The sequence below is a fragment of the Streptomyces sp. NPDC051561 genome, assembly GCF_044454195.1.
Taxonomy (GTDB): domain Bacteria; phylum Actinomycetota; class Actinomycetes; order Streptomycetales; family Streptomycetaceae; genus Streptomyces.
This window is the reverse complement of record NZ_JBITDM010000024.1, coordinates 27,606-45,837: the sequence shown is the minus strand read 5'-3', so window position 1 is coordinate 45,837 and position 18,232 is coordinate 27,606. Positions and strand designations below refer to the sequence as shown.

The window sequence follows — 18,232 nt, the reverse complement described above, 5'->3', positions numbered from 1 at the left end:
CGTGCTCGGGGCCCCGGGCGGTCTCCGCTGCGGCTCAGCTCTGGTCCGCGGGGGCGTTGAGCTGGCAGGATCGCGGCATGCTCCCCGCGCTCTCCCGTCCCGGACGCCGTCGTGCCCTGCAAGGGGCGGTGGCCGCACTCGCCGTGTGCGGGCTGCTGCTGTGGTGGCTGCTGCCGCGAGGTGCGCCATCCCCGGAGGGGAAGGTCACGTTCAGTACGGGGGTGCGGACCGGGGTGTACCAGCGGTACGGGGTGCTGCTTGAGGAGGCGCTGCGGCGGCAGCTGCCGAAGGTCGACGTCACGCTGCAGACCAGTCAGGGGTCACAGGAGAACCTGACCCGGGTGGCGACCGGGGAGGCCGACTTCACGATCGCGACCGCCGATGCCGTGGCCACGTACCAACGGAATCACCGGGAGGGGGCGGACCGGCTGCGTGGCTGTGCCCGGTTGTACGACGACTACGTGCAGCTGGTGGTGCCCGACGGTTCGGGGATCCGGTCCATCGGGGATCTGCGCGGGAAGAAGGTCGCCGTCGGCCAGGAGGGGTCGGGGGTGCGGCTGGTGTCCAACCGCCTGCTGGCCGCAGGGGGGCTCGATCCCGAGCGGGACGTGGAGCCGGTGTCGATAGGGATCGACACCATGCCGGGGCGCCTGGAGGCGGGCACCATCGACGCGTTCTTCTGGTCGGGCGGGCTGCCGACCAGCGCGGTGCGCGATCTCTCCGAGCGGATGCCGGTACGGCTGGTTCCGCTCGGTCCCGATCTGGTGAAGGCGTTGCAGAAGCCCGGCGACATCACCCGCTACTACCGGTCCGCGGTGATGCCCGCCGATGCCTATGGCAAGGCGCGCAACCATGCGGCCGTTCCGACGGTCGCCGTGTCGAACCTGCTGGTGACCACGGACCTGACCGACCCGGAGCTGACGAAGCGCTTCACCGAGACGGTGATCGCGAGCCGGGACCGGATCGGCCGGCAGGTGCACGCGGCCCAGCTGGTGGATCTGCGGACCGCGATCTACACGGATCCGCTGCCGCTGCACGACGGCGCGGCGGAGTACTACCGGTCGGCGAAGCCGTAGCCCGGCGGGGAGCAGGCGCCGTCGGGCCCGGTGGGAGGCCGCCTCAGGGCTCGGTGCGTGGGACGGTGACCGTCACGCGCAGTCCGTGGGGAGTGTTGGCCTCGTAGGTGATCGTGCCCCGGCCCGCGAGGAGCAGGGCGCGGGAGATGGAGAGGCCGAGCCCCGAGCCCTTGATGTTCTGGTGGCGGTTGCTGCGCCAGAACCGGTCGCCGACACGGGCGAGTTCGTCCTCGGTGAGGCCGGGGCCGCCGTCGGAGACGACCACGGTGCAGATGTCGCCGTCAGAGGCGACCTCCACGGTGACCTGTTCGTCGGCGGGGGTGAACTTGAGGGCGTTGTCGATCACCGCGTCCAGTGCGCTGGACAGGGCGACGGGGTCGGCCCACGCGGTGACCGCCTCGGGTCCGCCGCGCAGCAGACGAACCCCCTTGTCGTCGGCGAGCGGGGACCAGGCCGCGACGCGTTCGGTGACCATCTCTCCGAGGTCGGTCAGTCTCAGGTCGGCCGGGGCGTGTTCGGCCTGGGCCAGGTCGAGGAGATCGTCCAGGACTCGGGCCAGGCGTTTGCCCTCGGTGCGCACGGAGGCGATCTCCTCGTTGCCCTCGGGCAGTTCGAGGGCGAGCAGCTCGATGCGCAGGAGCAGGGCGGACAGTGGGTTGCGCAGCTGGTGGGAGGCGTCGGCGACGAAGGCGCGCTGTTGCTCCAGTACGTACTCGACGTTGTCGGCCATCTCGTTGAACGACCGTGCCAGCCGCCGCAGTTCGGGTGGGCCACCGGAGGGGGCGACCCGGGATTTCATCCGGCCGGTCGCTATGTCGTGGGTGGCGGCGTCCAGGACACGTACCGGACGGAGCACCCAGCCGGTCAGCCGGAAGGCCGCGCCGATCGCCAGGAAGAGGGCGGCGAACTCACCCGCCGCGATCAGCAGCCAGTCGTGCAGAATGCGCGAGCGCAACTGTCCGGTGGGCGAGTCGGTGACCACCACGGCGACCACGTCCCCGTCCCGCACCACCGGTGAGGCCACCACCAGCGTGTTTTCCTGCCAGGGCCAGACCTGCGGCGGGTCATGGCTGCGGCGCCCGGCCAGCGCCTCCTGGAACGCCTCCTTCCCCAGGTCCCCAGCGGTCTGCACCAGCCAGTCCCCGGGGGCTGCGGCCATCACGCCGCCGTCCCGGTAGAAGACACCCACGCGGATTCCGTACACCGCGTGGTAGCGGTCGAGTTCGATGCCGAGGGTGGCGCGGCGTTCGTCCTTGGTGGCGGTGCGCTCGGTGACGAACTGGGCGAGGGCGGCGAAGCGGGCGGTGTCGTCGATCCGGTCGACCACCACCTGCTGCTGCTGGGCGGCGGCCACGCGTACGGCGAGCGGGAAGCCGAAGGCGATCAGCATGCCCGCGAGCAGGATGATGAGGAGCGGCAGGAGGCGGGTGCGCACGGGGAGTTACGTGTCCCTGGGTGCGCCGGGGCCGCCCGCCGCCCCCGAGGTGTCCGGCGCGACCAGCCGGTAGCCGACCCCGCGCACCGTCTCGATCAGTGCGGGCATCCGCAGCTTGGAGCGCAGCGACGCCACATGGACCTCCAGCGTGCGGCCGGTCCCTTCCCAACTGGTCCGCCACACCTCGCTGATGATCTGCTCCCGCCGGAAGACGACGCCGGGCCGCTGGGCGAGCAGCGCGAGCAGGTCGAACTCCTTGCGGGTGAGCTGCACATCGCTGCCCTCGACGCTGACCCGGCGGGTGGGGAGTTCGATGTGTACGGGGCCGAGGTCGACGGTGGTGTCACCGGGGGCGGCGGAGGCCTCCCCGGACGCGTTGCGCCGGCTCACCGCGTGGATACGGGCGAGGAGTTCACCGGTGTCGTACGGCTTGGTGACGTAGTCGTCCGCGCCCAGGTTGAGGCCGTGGATGCGGGAGCGGACGTCGGCCCGCGCCGTCACCATGATCACCGGAGTACTGGTGCGCTTGCGGATCTTGCCGCAGACCTCGTAGCCGTCCTGGTCGGGCAGACCGAGGTCGAGCAGGACGACCCCGAAGGGCTCCTGCCCCTCGGGGGCCCGGTCGTCGGGCAGGAATGCCTGGAGTGCCTCTTCGCCGTTGCGGGCGTGAACGACCTGGAAGCCGTGCCGGGTGAGGACGGCGGACAGTGCGGCGGCGACGTGGTTGTCGTCCTCGACGAGCAGCAGTCTCAACTGGTCCCCCCTCCGGTGCGCGCTTTGGTCTTGTCGATGTGCGGGTCCGAGCGCCTGCCCGGTTGCGGGCATTTGCTCTCATGGCATCCACGCCGATCCGGACAGTGCACGTCAAGACCCTTCTCATCACGGCCTTGTTCCGTTATGGAGCCGGTATCCCCTTCCCGCGTCCCGTTCACGCAGAGTGTCCGGTTGCGGCCGGATCGTTATGCTCAATTTCCGCTCAGATGTAATGACGCTGGTCGCACTGGGTGACTAGGGTCCTCCCAACCGAGGAGGACGGAGCAAAAGCCGATGAGCGGAGTTTCAGTGACCAAGGGCGCCGAGGACGCGGTACCCGCGTCGACGGACCTGGTGGTCCTGAGCAACGTCAACAAGCACTTCGGCGCGCTGCATGTGCTCCAGGACATCGACCTGACCATCGCCCGTGGCGAGGTCGTCGTCGTCATCGGACCCTCCGGGTCCGGGAAGTCCACGCTGTGCCGCACGATCAACCGCCTGGAGACGATCGACTCGGGCGACATCCGCATCGACGGGAAGCCGCTGCCCCAGGAGGGCAAGGAGCTGGCGAGGCTGCGCTCCGACGTCGGCATGGTGTTCCAGTCGTTCAACCTCTTCGCCCACAAGACGATTCTTCAGAACGTCACGCTGGGCCAGATCAAGGTCCGCAAGATGGACAAGCAGGCCGCGGAGGAGAAGGCGCGCGCCCTGCTCGACCGCGTGGGCGTCGGCGCCCAGGCGGACAAGTACCCCGCGCAGCTCTCCGGCGGTCAGCAGCAACGCGTCGCCATCGCGCGGGCGTTGGCCATGGAACCCAAGGTCATGCTCTTCGACGAGCCCACTTCGGCGCTCGACCCGGAGATGATCAATGAGGTTCTGGAGGTCATGCAGCAGCTGGCCCGCGACGGAATGACCATGGTGGTCGTCACGCACGAGATGGGCTTCGCACGCTCTGCGGCGAACCGGGTCGTCTTCATGGCGGACGGCAAGATCGTCGAAGAGGCCACGCCGGACCAGTTCTTCAGTAACCCTCGTAGCGACCGGGCCAAGGACTTCCTGTCGAAGATCCTGCACCACTGACAACTGCCGCTCGCTGTACGGCTGTTACGGGGAAGCACTCGGCCGGCACCCAGCTCTGACGATCAACGCACCACCGACACAAGGGATGTTCACCATGAAGCTCCGCAAGGTCAGTACCGCCGTCGTCGCGGCGATGGCTCTCGCTCTCTCCGTCTCGGCCTGCGGTGGCGGCGCCGACAAGGGCAAGGACGGCGACAAGATCGTCGTCGGCATCAAGTACGACCAGCCCGGTCTGGGTCTGAAGACGACGGACGGCAAGTTCACCGGCTTCGACGTCGACGTCGCCACGTACGTGGCCAAGGAGCTCGGCTACGCGGCCGACAAGATCGAGTTCAAGCAGACCCCCAGCGCCGAGCGTGAGAACGCACTCTCCAACGGCGACGTGAAGTTCATCGTGGCGAGCTACTCGATCAACGACAAGCGCAAGGCAAAGGTCGACTTCGCCGGCCCTTACTTCCTCGCCCACCAGGACCTGCTGGTCCGCGCGGACGACACGTCCATCACCAAGGCCGAGGACCTCAACGCCAAGAAGCTCTGCTCGGTGACCGGCTCCACCTCGGCGCAGAACGTCAAGGAGAAGCTCGCCCCCAAGGCGGACCTCCAGACCCTCGGCGGCTACTCGGAGTGCCTCAACGGCTTGCAGAGCAAGCAGGTCGACGCGCTGACCACCGACGACTCGATCCTCGCCGGTTACGCCTCGCAGAAGGAGCACCAGGGCAAGTTCAAGCTTGCCGGTCTCAAGCTGAGCGACGAGAAGTACGGCATCGGTATCAAGAAGGGCGACAAGGACCTTCAGGGCAAGATCAACAAGGCGCTCGAGAAGATGAAGTCGGACGGTTCCTGGGAGAAGGCCGTGAAGGCCAACTTCGGCCCGGCCAACTACAAGAACGAGGCCGCCCCCGAGATCACCGAAAAGTGAGCCAGCAGTGACTGACGCGCCGCCGGCCCCGGTCGGCGGCGCGCGCCACGATCCAACAAGGAGAGATCGCGGGGCATCGTGTTCGACTTTCTTACTTCCGGGCGGTACGACCTGCTCGGTGCCTTCTGGGTGACGGTTCAGCTCACCCTCTACTCGGCCGTCGGCTCCCTCATATGGGGAACCGTGCTGGCCGGGATGCGGGTCAGTCCCGTTCCCCTCATGCGGGCCTTCGGCACCGGCTATGTGAACGTGGTCCGTAACACCCCATTGACGATCATCATGGTCGGTTCCCTCCTCGGGCTGAACCAGACGCTGGAGTTCAAGCTCGGTGGCAACACCTTCGAGAACATCGGCTTCCGGCTCGCTGTCCTCGCACTGGTCGCGTACACCGGCACCTTCGTCTGTGAGGCACTGCGTTCGGGCATCAACACCGTCCCGGTCGGACAGGCGGAGGCAGCCCGCGCCCTGGGTCTCGGGTTCACCCAGGTCCTGACGCTGATCATCCTTCCGCAGGCCTTCCGCACGGTCGTCGCTCCGCTGGCCAATGTGCTGATCGCGCTGACCAAGAACACCACGGTGGCGGCCGCGATCGGCGTCGCCGAGGCTTCGTTGCTGATGAAGAACATGGTCGAGAACGAGGCCGACGCGCTCTTCGCCGTCTTCGGTGTCATCGCCCTCGGCTTCGTCGTTCTCACCCTGCCCACCGGTCTGTTGCTCGGCTGGGTGTCCAAGCGAGTGGCGGTCAAGCGATGACTTCAGTCCTGTACGACGCCCCCGGGCCCGGCGCCAAGCGGCGCAACATCATTTACACGGTCGTCTTCCTCGCCGTCTTCGCCCTGCTCGCCTGGTGGGTGCTGGGCATCATGGCGGAGAAGGACCAACTGGACGCGGACAAGTGGAGCCCGTTCGTCACGGACTCCCAGGTGTGGACCACCTTCCTGCTGCCCGGCCTCGGGGAGACCCTCACGGCTGCGGCCCTCTCGCTGGTGATCGCCCTGCCGCTGGGCGCGATCCTCGGCATCGGCCGGCTCTCCGACCACGCCTGGGTGAGGATTCCGGTCGGTGTGGTGGTCGAGTTCTTCCGGGCCATCCCAGTACTGATCATGATGGTGTTCGCCAGCCAGCTGTTCGTGCAGTTCACCAGCGTCGACTCCGAGGTCCGCCCGCTGTACGCCGTGGTAACGGGTCTGGTGCTCTACAACGCCTCGGTCATCGCCGAGATCGTACGAGCCGGAATCCAGTCCCTGCCCAGCGGTCAGACGGACGCGGCGAAGGCCATCGGCATGCGCAAGGGCCAGATGATGGTCTCCGTACTGCTGCCGCAGGCCGTCACCGCGATGCTGCCCGCGCTGGTCAGCCAGCTGGTCGTCATCGTCAAGGACACCGCACTGGGTGGCGCCGTACTGGGCCTGACCGAGCTGCTCTTCCAGGTGCGCACCATCACGGCGAACTACGGCGCCAACACCATCGCCGCCCTCACCGTGGTCGCGCTCCTCTTCATCCTGGTCAACTTCGCCCTCACCAGTTTCGCCGGCTGGCTGGAGAATCGGCTCCGCAAGGGCAAGAAGAGTACGGGCGCCATTGTCGACAGGACGGCTGTGGACGCCGGTGGCGCGCTCGGCGGCTGAGTTCTCCGACCCGAGCCACCGCGCACCGATTCGAAATCGGGCTTTCCGGATCGTCTCCGGAAAGCCCGATTTTCTTGTTCCCGAAGAAAACAATCGCGAGCGCCGAAATCTTAATCATTCGGCGATATTTCTACCGTGGGTAAGCGAGTACATTACTGCCGAACTTCCACAGGTACACGGCACTCGTGCAGCCGCATCAGGTCCTGCCATTTCCCCTGCCCCCCGGCAACGCGCACGGCCTCGGCACCAATCGGGCTTCTCACTCTCTCCTCACCCTGCCAATTCACCTGAAGATCGCCGAAGTGCCCACGCCCGCACGGTTGTTCCGCCACTCTCGTAGTAACCGGACCAAGGGCTTCCTGTGGAAGATCCTTCACCGCTGACAGCCCATCGGCGCCCCCGCCGACTCGCCGTACGCCGAGAGTTCCCGGCCAACGGCTTACCGATGTAAGGGATATTCACCATGAAGTTCCGCAAGTCAGCTGCCATGGCAGCCGTCTCCGCTCTCGCGCTGACGGCAACCGCCTGTGGAGGCGAGAACAGCTCGGCCGGGAATGACGCGAAGGCCCCCGCGGCCACCGAATCGGCCAAGACCTGGAAGTACCCCGTCGCCAAGGACGCACAGGTCGAAGGCTCCCCGGCCTTCAAGGCCGCCAAGGCGCGCGGCAAGCTGATCATCGGGGCCAAGTCCGACCAGCCGTACCTCGGCTTCGAGGACCAGGCGACCAAGAAGCGCTCCGGCTTCGACATCGAGATCGCCACCATGGTCGCTGCCGATCTGGGCTTCACCCCCGACCAAATACAGTGGAAGTCGTTCAACTCCGACCAGCGCGAGACGGCCATCGCCCAGGGCCAGGTCGACTACTACGTCGGTACGTACTCCATCAACAGCAAGCGCAAGAAGAAGGTCGGTTTCGCGGGCCCTTACTACAAGGCCGGTGCCGACCTCCTGGTCCGCAAGGACGAGGCGGACATCACGGGCAAGACCTCCCTTACCGGCAAGAAGGTCTGCTCCATCAAGGGCTCGACCCCGCTCCAGGAGATCCAGAAGCCGGAGTACGGCGCCAGGGTCGTCGAGCTCGGCAACTACACGGACTGCGTCAAGCAGCTCCTGGCCGGCCGGATCGACGCCGTCACCACGGACGACTCGATCCTCAAGGGGTTCGCCGCCCAGGACCCGACCCGGCTGAAGGTCGTCGGCGAGCCGTTCACCACCGAGCTGTACGGCATCGGCGTCGACAAGCAGGACAAGGCACTGCGCGCCGCGATCAACGAGTCGCTCACCAAGCACGTCAAGGACGGCACCTACAAGAAGATCTACAACTCGACACTGGGCCTTTCGGGCTCCATGTACACCGAGCCGCCGGCCGTCAACAACTACTGACCTCAGCCGTCGTCGTCCGCAACGGGGCCCCCGGTACCCAGCCCGCGCCGGGGCACCCCAAAGCGCCCCCGCGCACGGCAATCTGACGTTTTGTGAGGCAGCGGCCCCGCGTCGCTGCCTCCGTCACTTGACGCAAGCACCCGCAGTGGGTTGCATACGTTCTGTGATCGAGCACCTTGTGTCCACTGCCGCGTGTGCAGCTTTCCGCTTGTCCGTACGGAGCGGAGGTCGCGCGTCGTGGACCCGGTGATCGTCGTCGGCGCCGGACCGGTCGGGCTCACGCTCGCGCTGTCCCTCGCCGCGCAGCACGTCTCGTCCGTCGTCCTTGACGAGGGGGACGGCACCCAGGAACCGCGCACGGCCAGGACCGTGGTGTTGCGGCCGGACACCGCTGCCCTGGTCGAGGGGCTCGGCTGCACCACCGTCTGGGACGAGGGGGCGCTCTGGTCCGGATGGCGGTCGATGCGGCGCAAGCAGGTCGTCACAGAACTAACGCTCGGTGACGACAGTGAGTTCCCGGCCCCCGTGCATCTTCCGCAGCACGCCCTCACCCGCGGCCTGTACGCCGCCGCCACCGCGCACCCCCTCATCGAGCTGGCGACGCAGGCGCGGGTGGACACCATCGAGCAGGACGGCAAGGGCGTCACCGTGCACACCCGCGAGCCGGGATACCTGTACTGGCGCGGCAGTTACCTGGTCGGCTGCGACGGCGCCCGCTCCACCGTCCGCAAGCTCCTCGGCATCCGGTTCGCCGGCCGTACAGCGGTGGAACGGCACGCCGTCGCCGCCCTGCAAGCCGAACTCCCCTGGCCCGAAACCGTTCTGATGCACCGTCAACCACCATGGCGCGGCGGCGGCCCCGAGGTGACGGCCCGTCCGCTGCCCGACGACGTATGGCGGCTGGACTGGCTGCTGCCGCCGCGCGGAGACCTGGTCACGCCCGATGCGCTGATCACCCGGATCCGGGACACCCTGGCCGGCTGGTGCGGCGGTCAGACACCCCCTTACGAACTCATCGACACCGGCGTCTACACGCTGCACCACCGCCTGGCCCAACGCTGGCGCGAGGGGCGGTCGTTCCTCGCCGGGGACGCGGCCCACCTGCTGGGCGCGCTCGGCACGCAGGGCGTCGACGAGGGTCTGCGGGACGCGGCGAACCTGGCGTGGAAGCTGGCCCATGCCCTGCATCACGACGCCTCCGAAGCCCTGCTGGACAGCTACCAGGCGGAACGGCGGACCGCGGTGGCCGCCCGGCTGCGCGCCGCTGACCAGGTGCTGCCGATACTGCGCAACAGCGGCGGTCTGCGGGCGGCCCTTCCGGGCTCGGCGCGCGGGCACGACAGCCTGCTCATGGACGGCCATCTGGGTGGTGGCGCGCTCGGCGCCCTGCCCGCGTACCCGCACTCGCCGCTCGCCCCGGGGACGTACGGGGACGGCGAGGCGGAGACCGAGGTGGCGACCGCACCGGGGGCGCTGGTCGAGGACGTACGGGTGACCGCTCCCGACGGCACAGTCGCCGCGCTGTGGGACCGGCTGGGGCAGGGACATCTGCTGGTGGTGCTGGTCGCGCCGGGGACCGGGGTGTGGGACCGGCGGCACTGGATGACCGCGGGGGTGATGCCCCGGCTGGCGGCCGCGGTCACCGCCCTGCCCGTACCCGCGGAACTGCTGGTCGCCGAGGGGTACCCCGGGGCCACCGCGCACACCGTGCTGCTGGTGCGGCCCGACGGGCATCTGGTGGCGGCCTTCGACGGGGTGCGTCCCGAAGAGCTGTACGCGGCGGCGGACGCGGCGCGCGGGGGTGCGCCCGGGGCCGTGGAGGCGCTGGGCGACGCTTCGGGCGCCCTGGTGCACTCCGACCACACCGACCGGACCGCGGACATCAATTGACCGCCACAGGCACACATGGTGTACTCCAAAACGTGAGCGACACCCGTGTGTGCCTGTGGCGGAGGGTCCATATGGACCTGGTCCGCTACGCGGGCTGCGTCTGTCGCCCGTCCTGCTGATTCGCCCCTTTTCTCCTCGCGCGCGGTCTGCTACCTGCCGCTCCCCCGTCTTCCGTGGGAGTTGGTGCGGCGCCCGTGCGCGTCCGCGAACCTCTCAGGACGGCTTCCCGTGTCTGTTCCCGTACCCGTACGGACCCCCGCGCCTGCCCGCACGGCCGCGCCCACTCCCGCTCAACTCCTCGATTTCGTACGCCGGACCGCGGCCGACGCGGCGCTGGTGGCTTCTCTGCCGCTCGATCCACAAGGGCGTACCTGGGTACGTCTCGACGGGCCGGGCGGGAGCGAGGCGTGGCTGATCGGCTGGCCCCCCGGGACCGGCACCGGATGGCACGACCACGGCGGGTCGCACGGCGCGTTCGCCGCGGCGGCGGGCGCCCTGACCGAGCAGTCGCTCGCGGCCCGGCTGCCCACCGAGGGCTGGAAGACCCTGGAACTGGCCGACGGGGTCGACAGGGAAAGGGAGTTGACGTCCGGTCAGGGACGGGCCTTCGGGGAGCACCACGTCCATCAGGTCCTCAACGAGTCGGCCCACGCGCATGCGATCTCGGTGCACGCCTACTACCCGCCGCTGCCACTGATGCGACGCTACAGCCGGACGGGTGCGGTGCTGCGGTTGGAGCAGGTGGAGCGGGCGGAGGAGTGGCAGTGAGCGCGGATGCGGGTACGCCGGAGCCGGTGGGGATCGATGAATTGCTGGAGCGGGTACGGGAGGGACTCGACCGGGTCGGGCCGTACGAGGCGTATTCGGCGGCCGAGTCGGGCGCGCTCCTGGTGGACATCAGGTATGCGGCCCTGCGGGAGCGGGACGGGGTGATCCCGGGGGCACTCGTGGTGGAACGCAACGAGTTGGAGTGGCGGATGGATCCCTGGGGGAGCCACCGCTCGCCCGAGGCGACGGGGCATGACCGTCACGTCATCGTCATCTGCAACGAGGGCTATGCGTCGAGCTTGGCGGCGGTGTCGCTGCGGGGACTGGGACTGCGCAGGGCGACGGACCTGGAGGGGGGCTTCCAGGCGTGGAGGGGGGCGGGACTGCCGGTCACGCGGTAGCGGGGTCGGGGTGGGCCGGGACGGCAGGGGCTGCGACTCCGTCGGGCCCCCCTTGCCCGCCCGTTCCATCCCCGGAGGGCGGGCCCGCCGCCCAAGCGGACTACCAGGGTCGGGAGGGCAGGCGGCCCCACCGCCGAAGCGGACTACCAGGAGGAGGGCGACTCCTCAGAAGCCTTGCTCGTTGATGTCCTCCGTGTCCTCGCCCTCCTCCTCCAGTGCCCGTCTCACCACTCGGATCGCCAAGCCCTCCGGGTAGCCCTTGCGGGCCAGCATTCCCGCGAGGCGGCGCAGCCGCTTGTCGCGCTCCAACCCCCGTGTGGAGCGCAGCTTGCGGGCGACCAGTTCGCGGGCGGTGTCCTCCTCCTGGTCGGAGTCGAGCCGGCCGACGGCGTCGTCGATCAGGGCGGATTCGACGCCCTTGGTGCGCAGCTCCTGGACCAGCGCACGCCGGGCCAGCCCCTTGCTGTGGTGGCGCGACTCGACCCACGCGTCCGCGAACGCGGCGTCGTTGATCAGCCCCACTTCCTCGAAGCGGGACAGCACCTCGTCCGCGATCTCCTCGGGGATCTCCTTCTTGCGCAGGGCGTCCGCGAGCTGCTTACGGGTGCGCGGGGTACCGGTGAGCAGACGCAGACAGATCGACCGCGCCCGCTCCGCCGGATCCTGCGGTGGCTCCTGGCCACCACGGCGGGAGCCATCGGCGGCACCGCCCCGGCGGCCCCGCCCGGACCGCCGGGGCCCCGGGTCTTCCCCGGTGCCCCCGGCCTCCGGAGGAAGGTCCCGGGAGGACCAGGGGAGCCGGGGCACTCCCCCGGCCTCCCCCGCGTCCTCGTCGCCCCCGTGACGCCCGGCGACACCTTCTCCGCCGGACGCCGACGCGGACCCGTACCCCGGCGTCGACGCGGTCCCGTACCCGGGCGTACGCCCGTCGCCGAAACCGGACCTACGCCCGTCCCCGAACCCGCGCCTGCCCCCGGGCCCGCGCGCGTCTCCGCGCCCGGCCCCGTTCCCGTCTCCGTACGCGTCGTACTCGTCGTCCGTGCTGCCCGGCCAGTCCGTTCTCCGGGTCATGGACTAGCCCTTGGCTGCCGCGGTCTTGGCCGACTTCGCCTTGGCCGCCGGGGCCGGAACGGCCTTCGCGTCGGTGGCGACGACGCCGCTCACCGCGTCCGCGCCTTCCTTGGGCTCCGCCTCGGGAGCGGCCGGCTTCACGCCGACGCCCAGCTTCTCCTTGATCTTCCGCTCGATCTCGTCGGCGAGATCGGGGTTGTCCTTCAGGAAGTTACGGGCGTTCTCCTTGCCCTGGCCGAGCTGGTCGCCCTCGTAGGTGTACCAAGCACCGGCCTTGCGGACGAAGCCGTGCTCGACGCCCATGTCGATCAGACCGCCCTCGCGGCTGATGCCCTGGCCGTAGAGGATGTCGAACTCGGCCTGCTTGAAGGGCGGCGCGCACTTGTTCTTGACGACCTTGACGCGGGTGCGGTTGCCGACCGCGTCCGTGCCGTCCTTGAGGGTCTCGATGCGGCGGATGTCGAGCCGGACCGAGGCGTAGAACTTCAGCGCGCGACCACCGGTGGTGGTCTCCGGCGAGCCGAACATCACACCGATCTTCTCGCGGAGCTGGTTGATGAAGATCGCGGTGGTCTTGGACTGGTTGAGCGCGCTGGTGATCTTCCGGAGCGCCTGGCTCATCAGCCGGGCCTGGAGACCGACGTGCGAGTCGCCCATCTCGCCCTCGATCTCCGCGCGCGGCACGAGCGCCGCCACGGAGTCGATGACGATCAGGTCGATGGCGCCGGAGCGGACCAGCATGTCCACGATTTCCAGTGCCTGCTCGCCGGTGTCCGGCTGGGAGAGGATCAGGTTCTCGGTGTCGACGCCGAGCGCCTTGGCGTACTCGGGGTCGAGCGCGTGCTCGGCGTCCACGAAGGCGACGGTGCCGCCGGCCTTCTGCGCGTTGGCCACCGCGTGCAGGGTGAGGGTGGTCTTACCGGAGGATTCCGGTCCGTACACCTCCACCACACGGCCGCGCGGCAGACCGCCGACGCCCAGCGCAATGTCCAGGGCGGTCGATCCGGTGGGGATGACCTCGATGGGGTCGTTCGGCCGGTCGCCGAGGCGCATCACCGCGCCCTTGCCGAATTGCCGTTCAATCTGTGCGAGAGCGGCTTCGAGAGCCTTCTCGCGGTCGGTGCCTGCTGCCATGGGTTCCACCCGATTTGCTTGAGTCGATCGCTTCACGTCAAAGACGCTAACGCCTGCCACTGACAATCGGCCTCGGCGTCCTCCTGACCTGTGGATAACTCCACACGGATCCCTCGTGAACCCCTGGGATCACAAGGCCGGACTCCCAATGTGAATGGATGTTCGATTTCCTTGTCAAGCGAGCCACGCCCACCATCCCCGTCGGCAGCCCCCGCCTATCCTTCGTGCCATGGCCCTCCCCGCCCGCCCCCGCGGGCCCCGCGCGCCCCCGCGGGCCCCGCGCGCCCGGATGGCCGTCCTGGCACGCGACGGACGCCACCGTGACCCTCGTCGTCGCAGTCGTCGTGGTCGTCCCGACCCTGATCGCGATGCGGCTCCACGAAGGAGGGCCCGCGCACTTCGTCCTGGCGGGCTGGGCACTGATCGCCGTCGGCTGCGGCGCGCTCTACTTCCGCCGCAGGTGGCCGGTGGGCGTGGCGGTCGTCACGCTGCTCGCCAGTGCGGCGTACTACCCGCTGAGCGTCTACGACGGCCCACTGATGATCACCTTCGCGCTGGCGCTCCACACGACGTCGGCGGAGGGCAGGCTCGCGGCCGCCGTGGCCCTGGGTGGCGTGACGCTGCTGGCGGCCGGCTTCGGCGAGTGCCTCCAGCACAACGGCATCCGCACCGGCAAGGTGATCACGGCAGCGGCGGCCATCATGATCGTGGTGTTCGCGGCGTTCATCCTCAGCCCGGACCGGATGCTCCAGCAGTTCGGCCTCGGCCTGGCGGTGGCGATCCTGCTGGACGCGGTCGTCATCCGCTGCCTGATCGTGCCGGCCGTGATGCAACTGCTCGGCCGCCGCGCCTGGTGGCTGCCGTCGCCGCTGCGGCGGGTGCTGCCCGAGGTGGAGTGGGAGCGTCAGTAGGCGTGTACGCCGCCGGGCACGCGCCTGTGTTCACCACCGCGCGCCCCCGCGACGTACCGAAGTAACCGCTCAGTCGCCGTCCTCCGCCGGAGGGGACGGCGGCTGCGCGTTCCGGTCGCGGCGCAGCGCGGTCCGCATCCGGGCCAGCGCCGAGGCGCGGCGGCTGCGGTGGCCGTGGACGCGGGGGTCGTCGGTCACGTCGTACCGCTTCACGTACGCGCCCAGGAAGGCCTGCAGCGTGGCGACGGCCGGGATCGCGATCAGCGCGCCGACCGCGCCCATCAGCGCGGTGCCCGCGACGACCGAGCCGAAGGCGACGGCGGGGTGGATGTCGACGGTCTTGGCGGTGAGCTTGGGCTGCAGCAGGTAGTTCTCGAACTGCTGGTAGACCACCACGAATCCGAGCACCCACAGCGCGTACCAGGGGTTGACCGTGAAGGCGATCAGCATCGGCAGCGCGCCCGCCAGATAGGTGCCGATGGTCGGGATGAACTGTGAGATCAGGCCGACCCAGACCGCGAGCGCCGGGGCGTACGGCACACCGAGGATCACCAGCAGGATGTAGTGCGCGATGCCCGAGATCAGCGCCATCAGGCCGCGCGAGTAGAGGTAGCCGCCGGTCTTGTCGACGGCGATCTCCCAGGCACGCAGCACCTCGGTCTGCTTGGCGGGGGGCAGTACGGAGCACAGTGCGCGGCGCAGCCGGGGCCCGTCGGCCGCGAAGTAGAAAGAGAACAGGAAGATCGTCAGTACCTTGAACAGGCCGCCGAGGACGGTGGTGGAGACGTCCAGGACGCCGCTCGCGCTGTTCTGGACGTACTTCTGGAGCCAGTCCGAGCGCAACAGGCTGTCCTGCACCTCGACCCTGGACAGCTCGGTGTTGAAGGTCAGGTTGATCCAGTGGATCACCGAGTCCAGGTACTTCGGGAACTCGTCGACCATCTCCACGATCTGCCCGGCCAGCATCGACCCGAGCAGCACCACGAAGCCGATGCCCGCGATCATCACGCCGAAGAAGACCAGGAAGGTGGCCAGACCGCGGCGCATGCCGCGGGCCGCCATCCGGCCGACCGCTGGCTCGACGGCGAGGGCGAGGAAGAAGGCGATCAGGATGTTCAGGAGCAGCGTGATGAGCTGGTGGAACGCCCAGTCGCCGAGCTGGAAGCAGGCGTAGAGGGCGAGCGCGAGCACCATGGCGCGCGGCAGCCACCGGGGCATCCGGGCGGGGCCGGTGGGCGCCGCGGCGGGTGGCGCGGTGCTCGGCCCGCCGGGTTCCTGGGCCGCGGGCTCCCGGGCATCGGGTTCCTGGGCTTTTGCCTGGTCCTGGGCGGTCTCATCAGTCGGGGCCACGGGGCCAAGTGTCACCTATGGGTACGACAGCGCTGTACTCGCGTCGCCCGCCGGGCGGTTCACCGCTTGTCGTACGGAACGTCCATCGCCGTGCACACCGCGCGCCACACGCTCTTGGCGTCCCACCCCGCGTCCAGCGCCTGGTGGACCGTACGTCCGCCGAGTTCGGCCATCACATGGTCGCGGGCGAAGGAATCGGCGTACCCCGCACCGAAGTGCTCCGCCATCCGCTCCCAGAAAATCGTCAACCGCATGACATCAGTATCCCGCCCCTGAGAGTGCAGAGCGGTCCGCACCCCTTGCCATGGACGCTTTGAGCCCTACCGTCGGCACATGGCTGGAAATGGAGCATCCCTGCCCGAGTCCTCTTCCGCGTCTCCTCTCGCCCGTGCCGAGCGCTTCGTGTGGCTGACGGCCCGGGTGCTGGAGCAGCGACGGTTCGCGTACCACTTCCTCGGCGGCGCAGCGGACCCGGTCGAGACCGCGCTGAACGCGTATCTGGGCGACGACGGCGGCTTCGGTCACGCGCTGGAGCCCGATCTGCGGGGCCCGGTGAGCCAGCCGCTGCACACCGGGCACGCCCTGCGGGTGCTGGAGTCGATCGGCCGGTGCGGCGGCACCCGGGTGGAGCGGGTGTGCCGCTATCTGACCGAGGTGTCGGGCAGGGACGGCGCGCTGCCCGCCGTGCATCCCTCGCAGCGGGGGTATCCGGCGGCGCCTTTCATCCCGGTGGTGGACGATCCGCCGAGCGAGCTCCTTGCCACCGGCCCGGTGGTCGGTCTGCTGCACCGCAACGAGGTGTGGCACGCCTGGCTGTTCCGGGCCACCGACTTCTGCTGGGCCGCGGTGGACGCCCTGGAGGTCTCTCATCCGTACGAGGTCCAGGCCGCCGTCGCCTTCCTGGACGGCGTCCCGGACCGCTCGCGCGCCCAGGCCGCCGCGGACCGGCTGGGGCGGCTGGTGCGCGCCCAGGGGCTCGCGGTGCTTGATCCGGCGCGGCGCGCGGAGTTCCCCGTGGCGCCCGGTTACGCCCCGGCCGAGCACCACTTCCCCCACGACTACGCGCGGACGCCGCACTCGCTGGCGCGCGGTTGGTTCACCGACCAGGAGATGGGACGCGCGCTGGACTTCCTGGCGGCCGAGCAGCAGCAGGACGGCGGGTGGCCGGTGCGGTGGCGGGTGTGGGCGCCGGGGGTGGAGCTGGAGGCGCGACCGCTGGTGACGATCGAGGCGCTGCTGACGTTGCGGGCGTACGGGAGGGAGATCACCTGATGGGTGCGTGGGTCGGGTGAGGTGTGCGCGGGTCAGCCGACGGCCGCACGCGGCGGCTGAGATCCGCGCAGGTCAGCCGCCCAGCGCCCGTACCCCCGCCGTGACCACGACCGCGGCCGCCACGACGACCAGGAACGGTGCCCGCAGCACCAGCGCGACCGCCGCCGCGACCAGGCCCGCCGCCCTGGCGTCCAGTACCAGCTGTTGCCCGGTGGCGAAGGTCTGCTGCGCGGTGAGCGCGGCCAGCAGGGCGACCGGCAGCAAGGCGGAGAGCTTCTGCACGAGGGGCCGCTCCAGCGCGCTCGCGGGGACGAGCAGACCGAGCAGCTTGACGGCGTAACAGCCGACCGCCGTGGCGATGATGGCGATCCAGACGCTCATCGGACCTCTCCCTCCGGGGTGTTCGTACGTCGTGCACTGCGCCCCTTGACGAAGAGCACCAGCGGTGCGGCCATGGCAGCTGCCAGGACCGGAACGCCACCGGGCAGTGCCGGCAGCAGGCCCAGCCCCAGCAGGACCGCGATACCGGCGACCGTCCGCTCCGCGGTGGTCCGCAGCATCGGCGCGAGCAGCGCGAGGAAGACAGCGGGGCCGGCCGCGTCCAGGCCCCAGGCCTTGGTGTCCCCGATGGCTTCGGCGCCCAGCGCGCCGAGGAAGGTGGTGAGGTTCCACAGCACGTAGAGCGTGAGGGCGGTGACGGTGAAGCCGATGCGGGCGCTGCGGCGGGTGGGCTGGGCGAGGGTGACGGCGGCGCTCTCGTCGATGACGCCCTGCGCGGCGAGCGGGCGCAGCAGCGGGGGCAGGGCGAGGAGTTGGGAGAGCCGCAGCCCGTAGAAGGTGTTGCGGACGCCGAGGAAGAAGGCTCCGGCGGCGGCGGTGAGCGGATTGCCGCCAGCCGCGAGCGCCCCGACGAGGGCGAACTGGGACGCCCCTGTGAACACCAGCAGGCTGAGCGCACAGGTCTGCCAGAGGGTGAGCCCGGCGCCTGCCGAGGTCACCCCGAAGGCGAAGCCGGAGAGGCCGACGGCGACGCCGACACCGAGCGCGTCGCGGACGACGGCGGAGTCGGGCTTGGGCTCGGCGAGCGAGGGTGCGGTGGGTACGTCCACAACCGCGCTGGGTATGTCCGCACGTTCCGCGGATGCTGTCTGATCTGCCAC

General features: G+C 69.6%; 19 protein-coding genes and 1 pseudogene. 12 read left to right on the top strand and 8 right to left on the bottom strand.

All coding sequences use genetic code 11. The annotated features are described in order from the left end of the window. Nucleotides 1–77 precede the first annotated feature (77 nt). On the top strand, nucleotides 78–1,076 hold the full coding sequence (locus ACIA73_RS34830) for a TAXI family TRAP transporter solute-binding subunit (protein ID WP_399442941.1): 999 nt from the start codon (nucleotides 78–80) through the stop codon (nucleotides 1,074–1,076). Nucleotides 1,077–1,119: 43 nt separating this feature from the next. On the opposite strand, the gene ACIA73_RS34825 is transcribed toward ACIA73_RS34830, so the two are convergent. Both ACIA73_RS34825 and ACIA73_RS34820 read right to left on the bottom strand, forming a co-directional pair. After that, complete coding sequence (locus ACIA73_RS34825; protein WP_399442940.1) at nucleotides 1,120–2,511, bottom strand: sensor histidine kinase; 1,392 nt, start codon at nucleotides 2,509–2,511, stop codon at nucleotides 1,120–1,122. Between the two features lie 6 nt (nucleotides 2,512–2,517). Then, nucleotides 2,518–3,264 (bottom strand): response regulator transcription factor, encoded by a 747-nt coding sequence (locus ACIA73_RS34820; RefSeq protein WP_399442939.1) that lies wholly within the window; start codon nucleotides 3,262–3,264, stop codon nucleotides 2,518–2,520. 294 nt (nucleotides 3,265–3,558) lie between these two features. Here ACIA73_RS34820 and ACIA73_RS34815 point away from each other — a divergent pair, with 294 nt between their 5' ends. The 9 genes from ACIA73_RS34815 (at nucleotide 3,559) to ACIA73_RS34775 (ending at nucleotide 11,334) form a co-directional block, all read left to right on the top strand. Next, nucleotides 3,559–4,344: an amino acid ABC transporter ATP-binding protein gene (locus tag ACIA73_RS34815; protein WP_399442938.1), complete on the top strand. Its 786-nt coding sequence runs from the start codon at nucleotides 3,559–3,561 to the stop codon at nucleotides 4,342–4,344. Between the two features lie 94 nt (nucleotides 4,345–4,438). Then, nucleotides 4,439–5,263: a glutamate ABC transporter substrate-binding protein gene (locus ACIA73_RS34810; protein WP_399442937.1), complete on the top strand. Its 825-nt coding sequence runs from the start codon at nucleotides 4,439–4,441 to the stop codon at nucleotides 5,261–5,263. Nucleotides 5,264–5,341: 78 nt separating this feature from the next. Continuing rightward, the gene (locus ACIA73_RS34805) at nucleotides 5,342–6,016 is read left to right on the top strand and encodes an amino acid ABC transporter permease (RefSeq protein WP_399442936.1); all 675 of its coding nucleotides are present in this window, start codon (nucleotides 5,342–5,344) and stop codon (nucleotides 6,014–6,016) included. After that, nucleotides 6,013–6,891 (top strand): amino acid ABC transporter permease, encoded by an 879-nt coding sequence (locus ACIA73_RS34800; RefSeq protein WP_399442935.1) that lies wholly within the window; start codon nucleotides 6,013–6,015, stop codon nucleotides 6,889–6,891. Before ACIA73_RS34805 ends, ACIA73_RS34800 begins: the two co-directional genes overlap by 4 nt. Nucleotides 6,892–7,354: 463 nt before the next feature. Continuing rightward, nucleotides 7,355–8,275 carry a glutamate ABC transporter substrate-binding protein gene (locus ACIA73_RS34795; RefSeq protein ID WP_399442934.1) on the top strand — a complete coding sequence of 307 codons (921 nt, stop codon included), beginning with the start codon at nucleotides 7,355–7,357 and terminating at the stop codon, nucleotides 8,273–8,275. 237 nt (nucleotides 8,276–8,512) lie between these two features. After that, the gene (locus ACIA73_RS34790) at nucleotides 8,513–10,165 is read left to right on the top strand and encodes an FAD-dependent monooxygenase (RefSeq protein ID WP_399442933.1); all 1,653 of its coding nucleotides are present in this window, start codon (nucleotides 8,513–8,515) and stop codon (nucleotides 10,163–10,165) included. Nucleotides 10,166–10,197: 32 nt separating this feature from the next. Beyond that, nucleotides 10,198–10,284 (top strand): putative leader peptide, encoded by an 87-nt coding sequence (locus tag ACIA73_RS34785; protein WP_399443001.1) that lies wholly within the window; start codon nucleotides 10,198–10,200, stop codon nucleotides 10,282–10,284. Nucleotides 10,285–10,393: 109 nt separating this feature from the next. Continuing rightward, nucleotides 10,394–10,933 carry a cysteine dioxygenase gene (locus ACIA73_RS34780; RefSeq protein WP_399442932.1) on the top strand — a complete coding sequence of 180 codons (540 nt, stop codon included), beginning with the start codon at nucleotides 10,394–10,396 and terminating at the stop codon, nucleotides 10,931–10,933. Continuing rightward, nucleotides 10,930–11,334, top strand: coding sequence for a rhodanese-like domain-containing protein (locus ACIA73_RS34775; RefSeq protein WP_399442931.1), 405 nt, complete (start codon nucleotides 10,930–10,932; stop codon nucleotides 11,332–11,334). The genes ACIA73_RS34780 and ACIA73_RS34775 overlap by 4 nt, the downstream gene beginning before the upstream one ends. 165 nt (nucleotides 11,335–11,499) lie before the next feature. On the opposite strand, the gene recX is transcribed toward ACIA73_RS34775, so the two are convergent. Both recX and recA read right to left on the bottom strand, forming a co-directional pair. Continuing rightward, the gene (gene recX / locus ACIA73_RS34770) at nucleotides 11,500–12,405 is read right to left on the bottom strand and encodes a recombination regulator RecX (RefSeq protein ID WP_399442930.1); all 906 of its coding nucleotides are present in this window, start codon (nucleotides 12,403–12,405) and stop codon (nucleotides 11,500–11,502) included. A gap of 3 nt (nucleotides 12,406–12,408) precedes the next feature. Next, nucleotides 12,409–13,539 carry a recombinase RecA gene (recA, locus tag ACIA73_RS34765; RefSeq protein WP_399442929.1) on the bottom strand — a complete coding sequence of 377 codons (1,131 nt, stop codon included), beginning with the start codon at nucleotides 13,537–13,539 and terminating at the stop codon, nucleotides 12,409–12,411. A gap of 668 nt (nucleotides 13,540–14,207) precedes the next feature. On the opposite strand from recA, the pseudogene ACIA73_RS34760 reads away from it, so the two are divergent. Next, nucleotides 14,208–14,450, top strand: a pseudogene (locus ACIA73_RS34760) (MMPL family transporter); the annotation flags it as partial. Between the two features lie 69 nt (nucleotides 14,451–14,519). Here the strand turns inward: ACIA73_RS34760 and ACIA73_RS34755 are convergent. Together ACIA73_RS34755 and ACIA73_RS34750 are read right to left on the bottom strand one after the other, a co-directional pair. Further along, nucleotides 14,520–15,668: an AI-2E family transporter gene (locus ACIA73_RS34755; RefSeq protein ID WP_399443000.1), complete on the bottom strand. Its 1,149-nt coding sequence runs from the start codon at nucleotides 15,666–15,668 to the stop codon at nucleotides 14,520–14,522. A gap of 191 nt (nucleotides 15,669–15,859) precedes the next feature. After that, entirely contained in the window at nucleotides 15,860–16,054 is a 195-nt protein-coding gene (locus ACIA73_RS34750; RefSeq protein ID WP_399442928.1) for a DUF3046 domain-containing protein, read from the bottom strand. A gap of 79 nt (nucleotides 16,055–16,133) precedes the next feature. On the opposite strand from ACIA73_RS34750, the gene ACIA73_RS34745 reads away from it, so the two are divergent. Further along, entirely contained in the window at nucleotides 16,134–17,072 is a 939-nt protein-coding gene (locus ACIA73_RS34745; protein WP_399442927.1) for a hypothetical protein, read from the top strand. Nucleotides 17,073–17,144: 72 nt separating this feature from the next. Here the strand turns inward: ACIA73_RS34745 and ACIA73_RS34740 are convergent, their stop codons facing one another. After that, nucleotides 17,145–17,453 carry an AzlD domain-containing protein gene (locus ACIA73_RS34740; protein WP_399442926.1) on the bottom strand — a complete coding sequence of 103 codons (309 nt, stop codon included), beginning with the start codon at nucleotides 17,451–17,453 and terminating at the stop codon, nucleotides 17,145–17,147. Continuing rightward, nucleotides 17,450–18,232, bottom strand: coding sequence for an AzlC family ABC transporter permease (locus ACIA73_RS34735; RefSeq protein WP_399442925.1), 783 nt, complete (start codon nucleotides 18,230–18,232; stop codon nucleotides 17,450–17,452). The genes ACIA73_RS34740 and ACIA73_RS34735 overlap by 4 nt, the downstream gene beginning before the upstream one ends.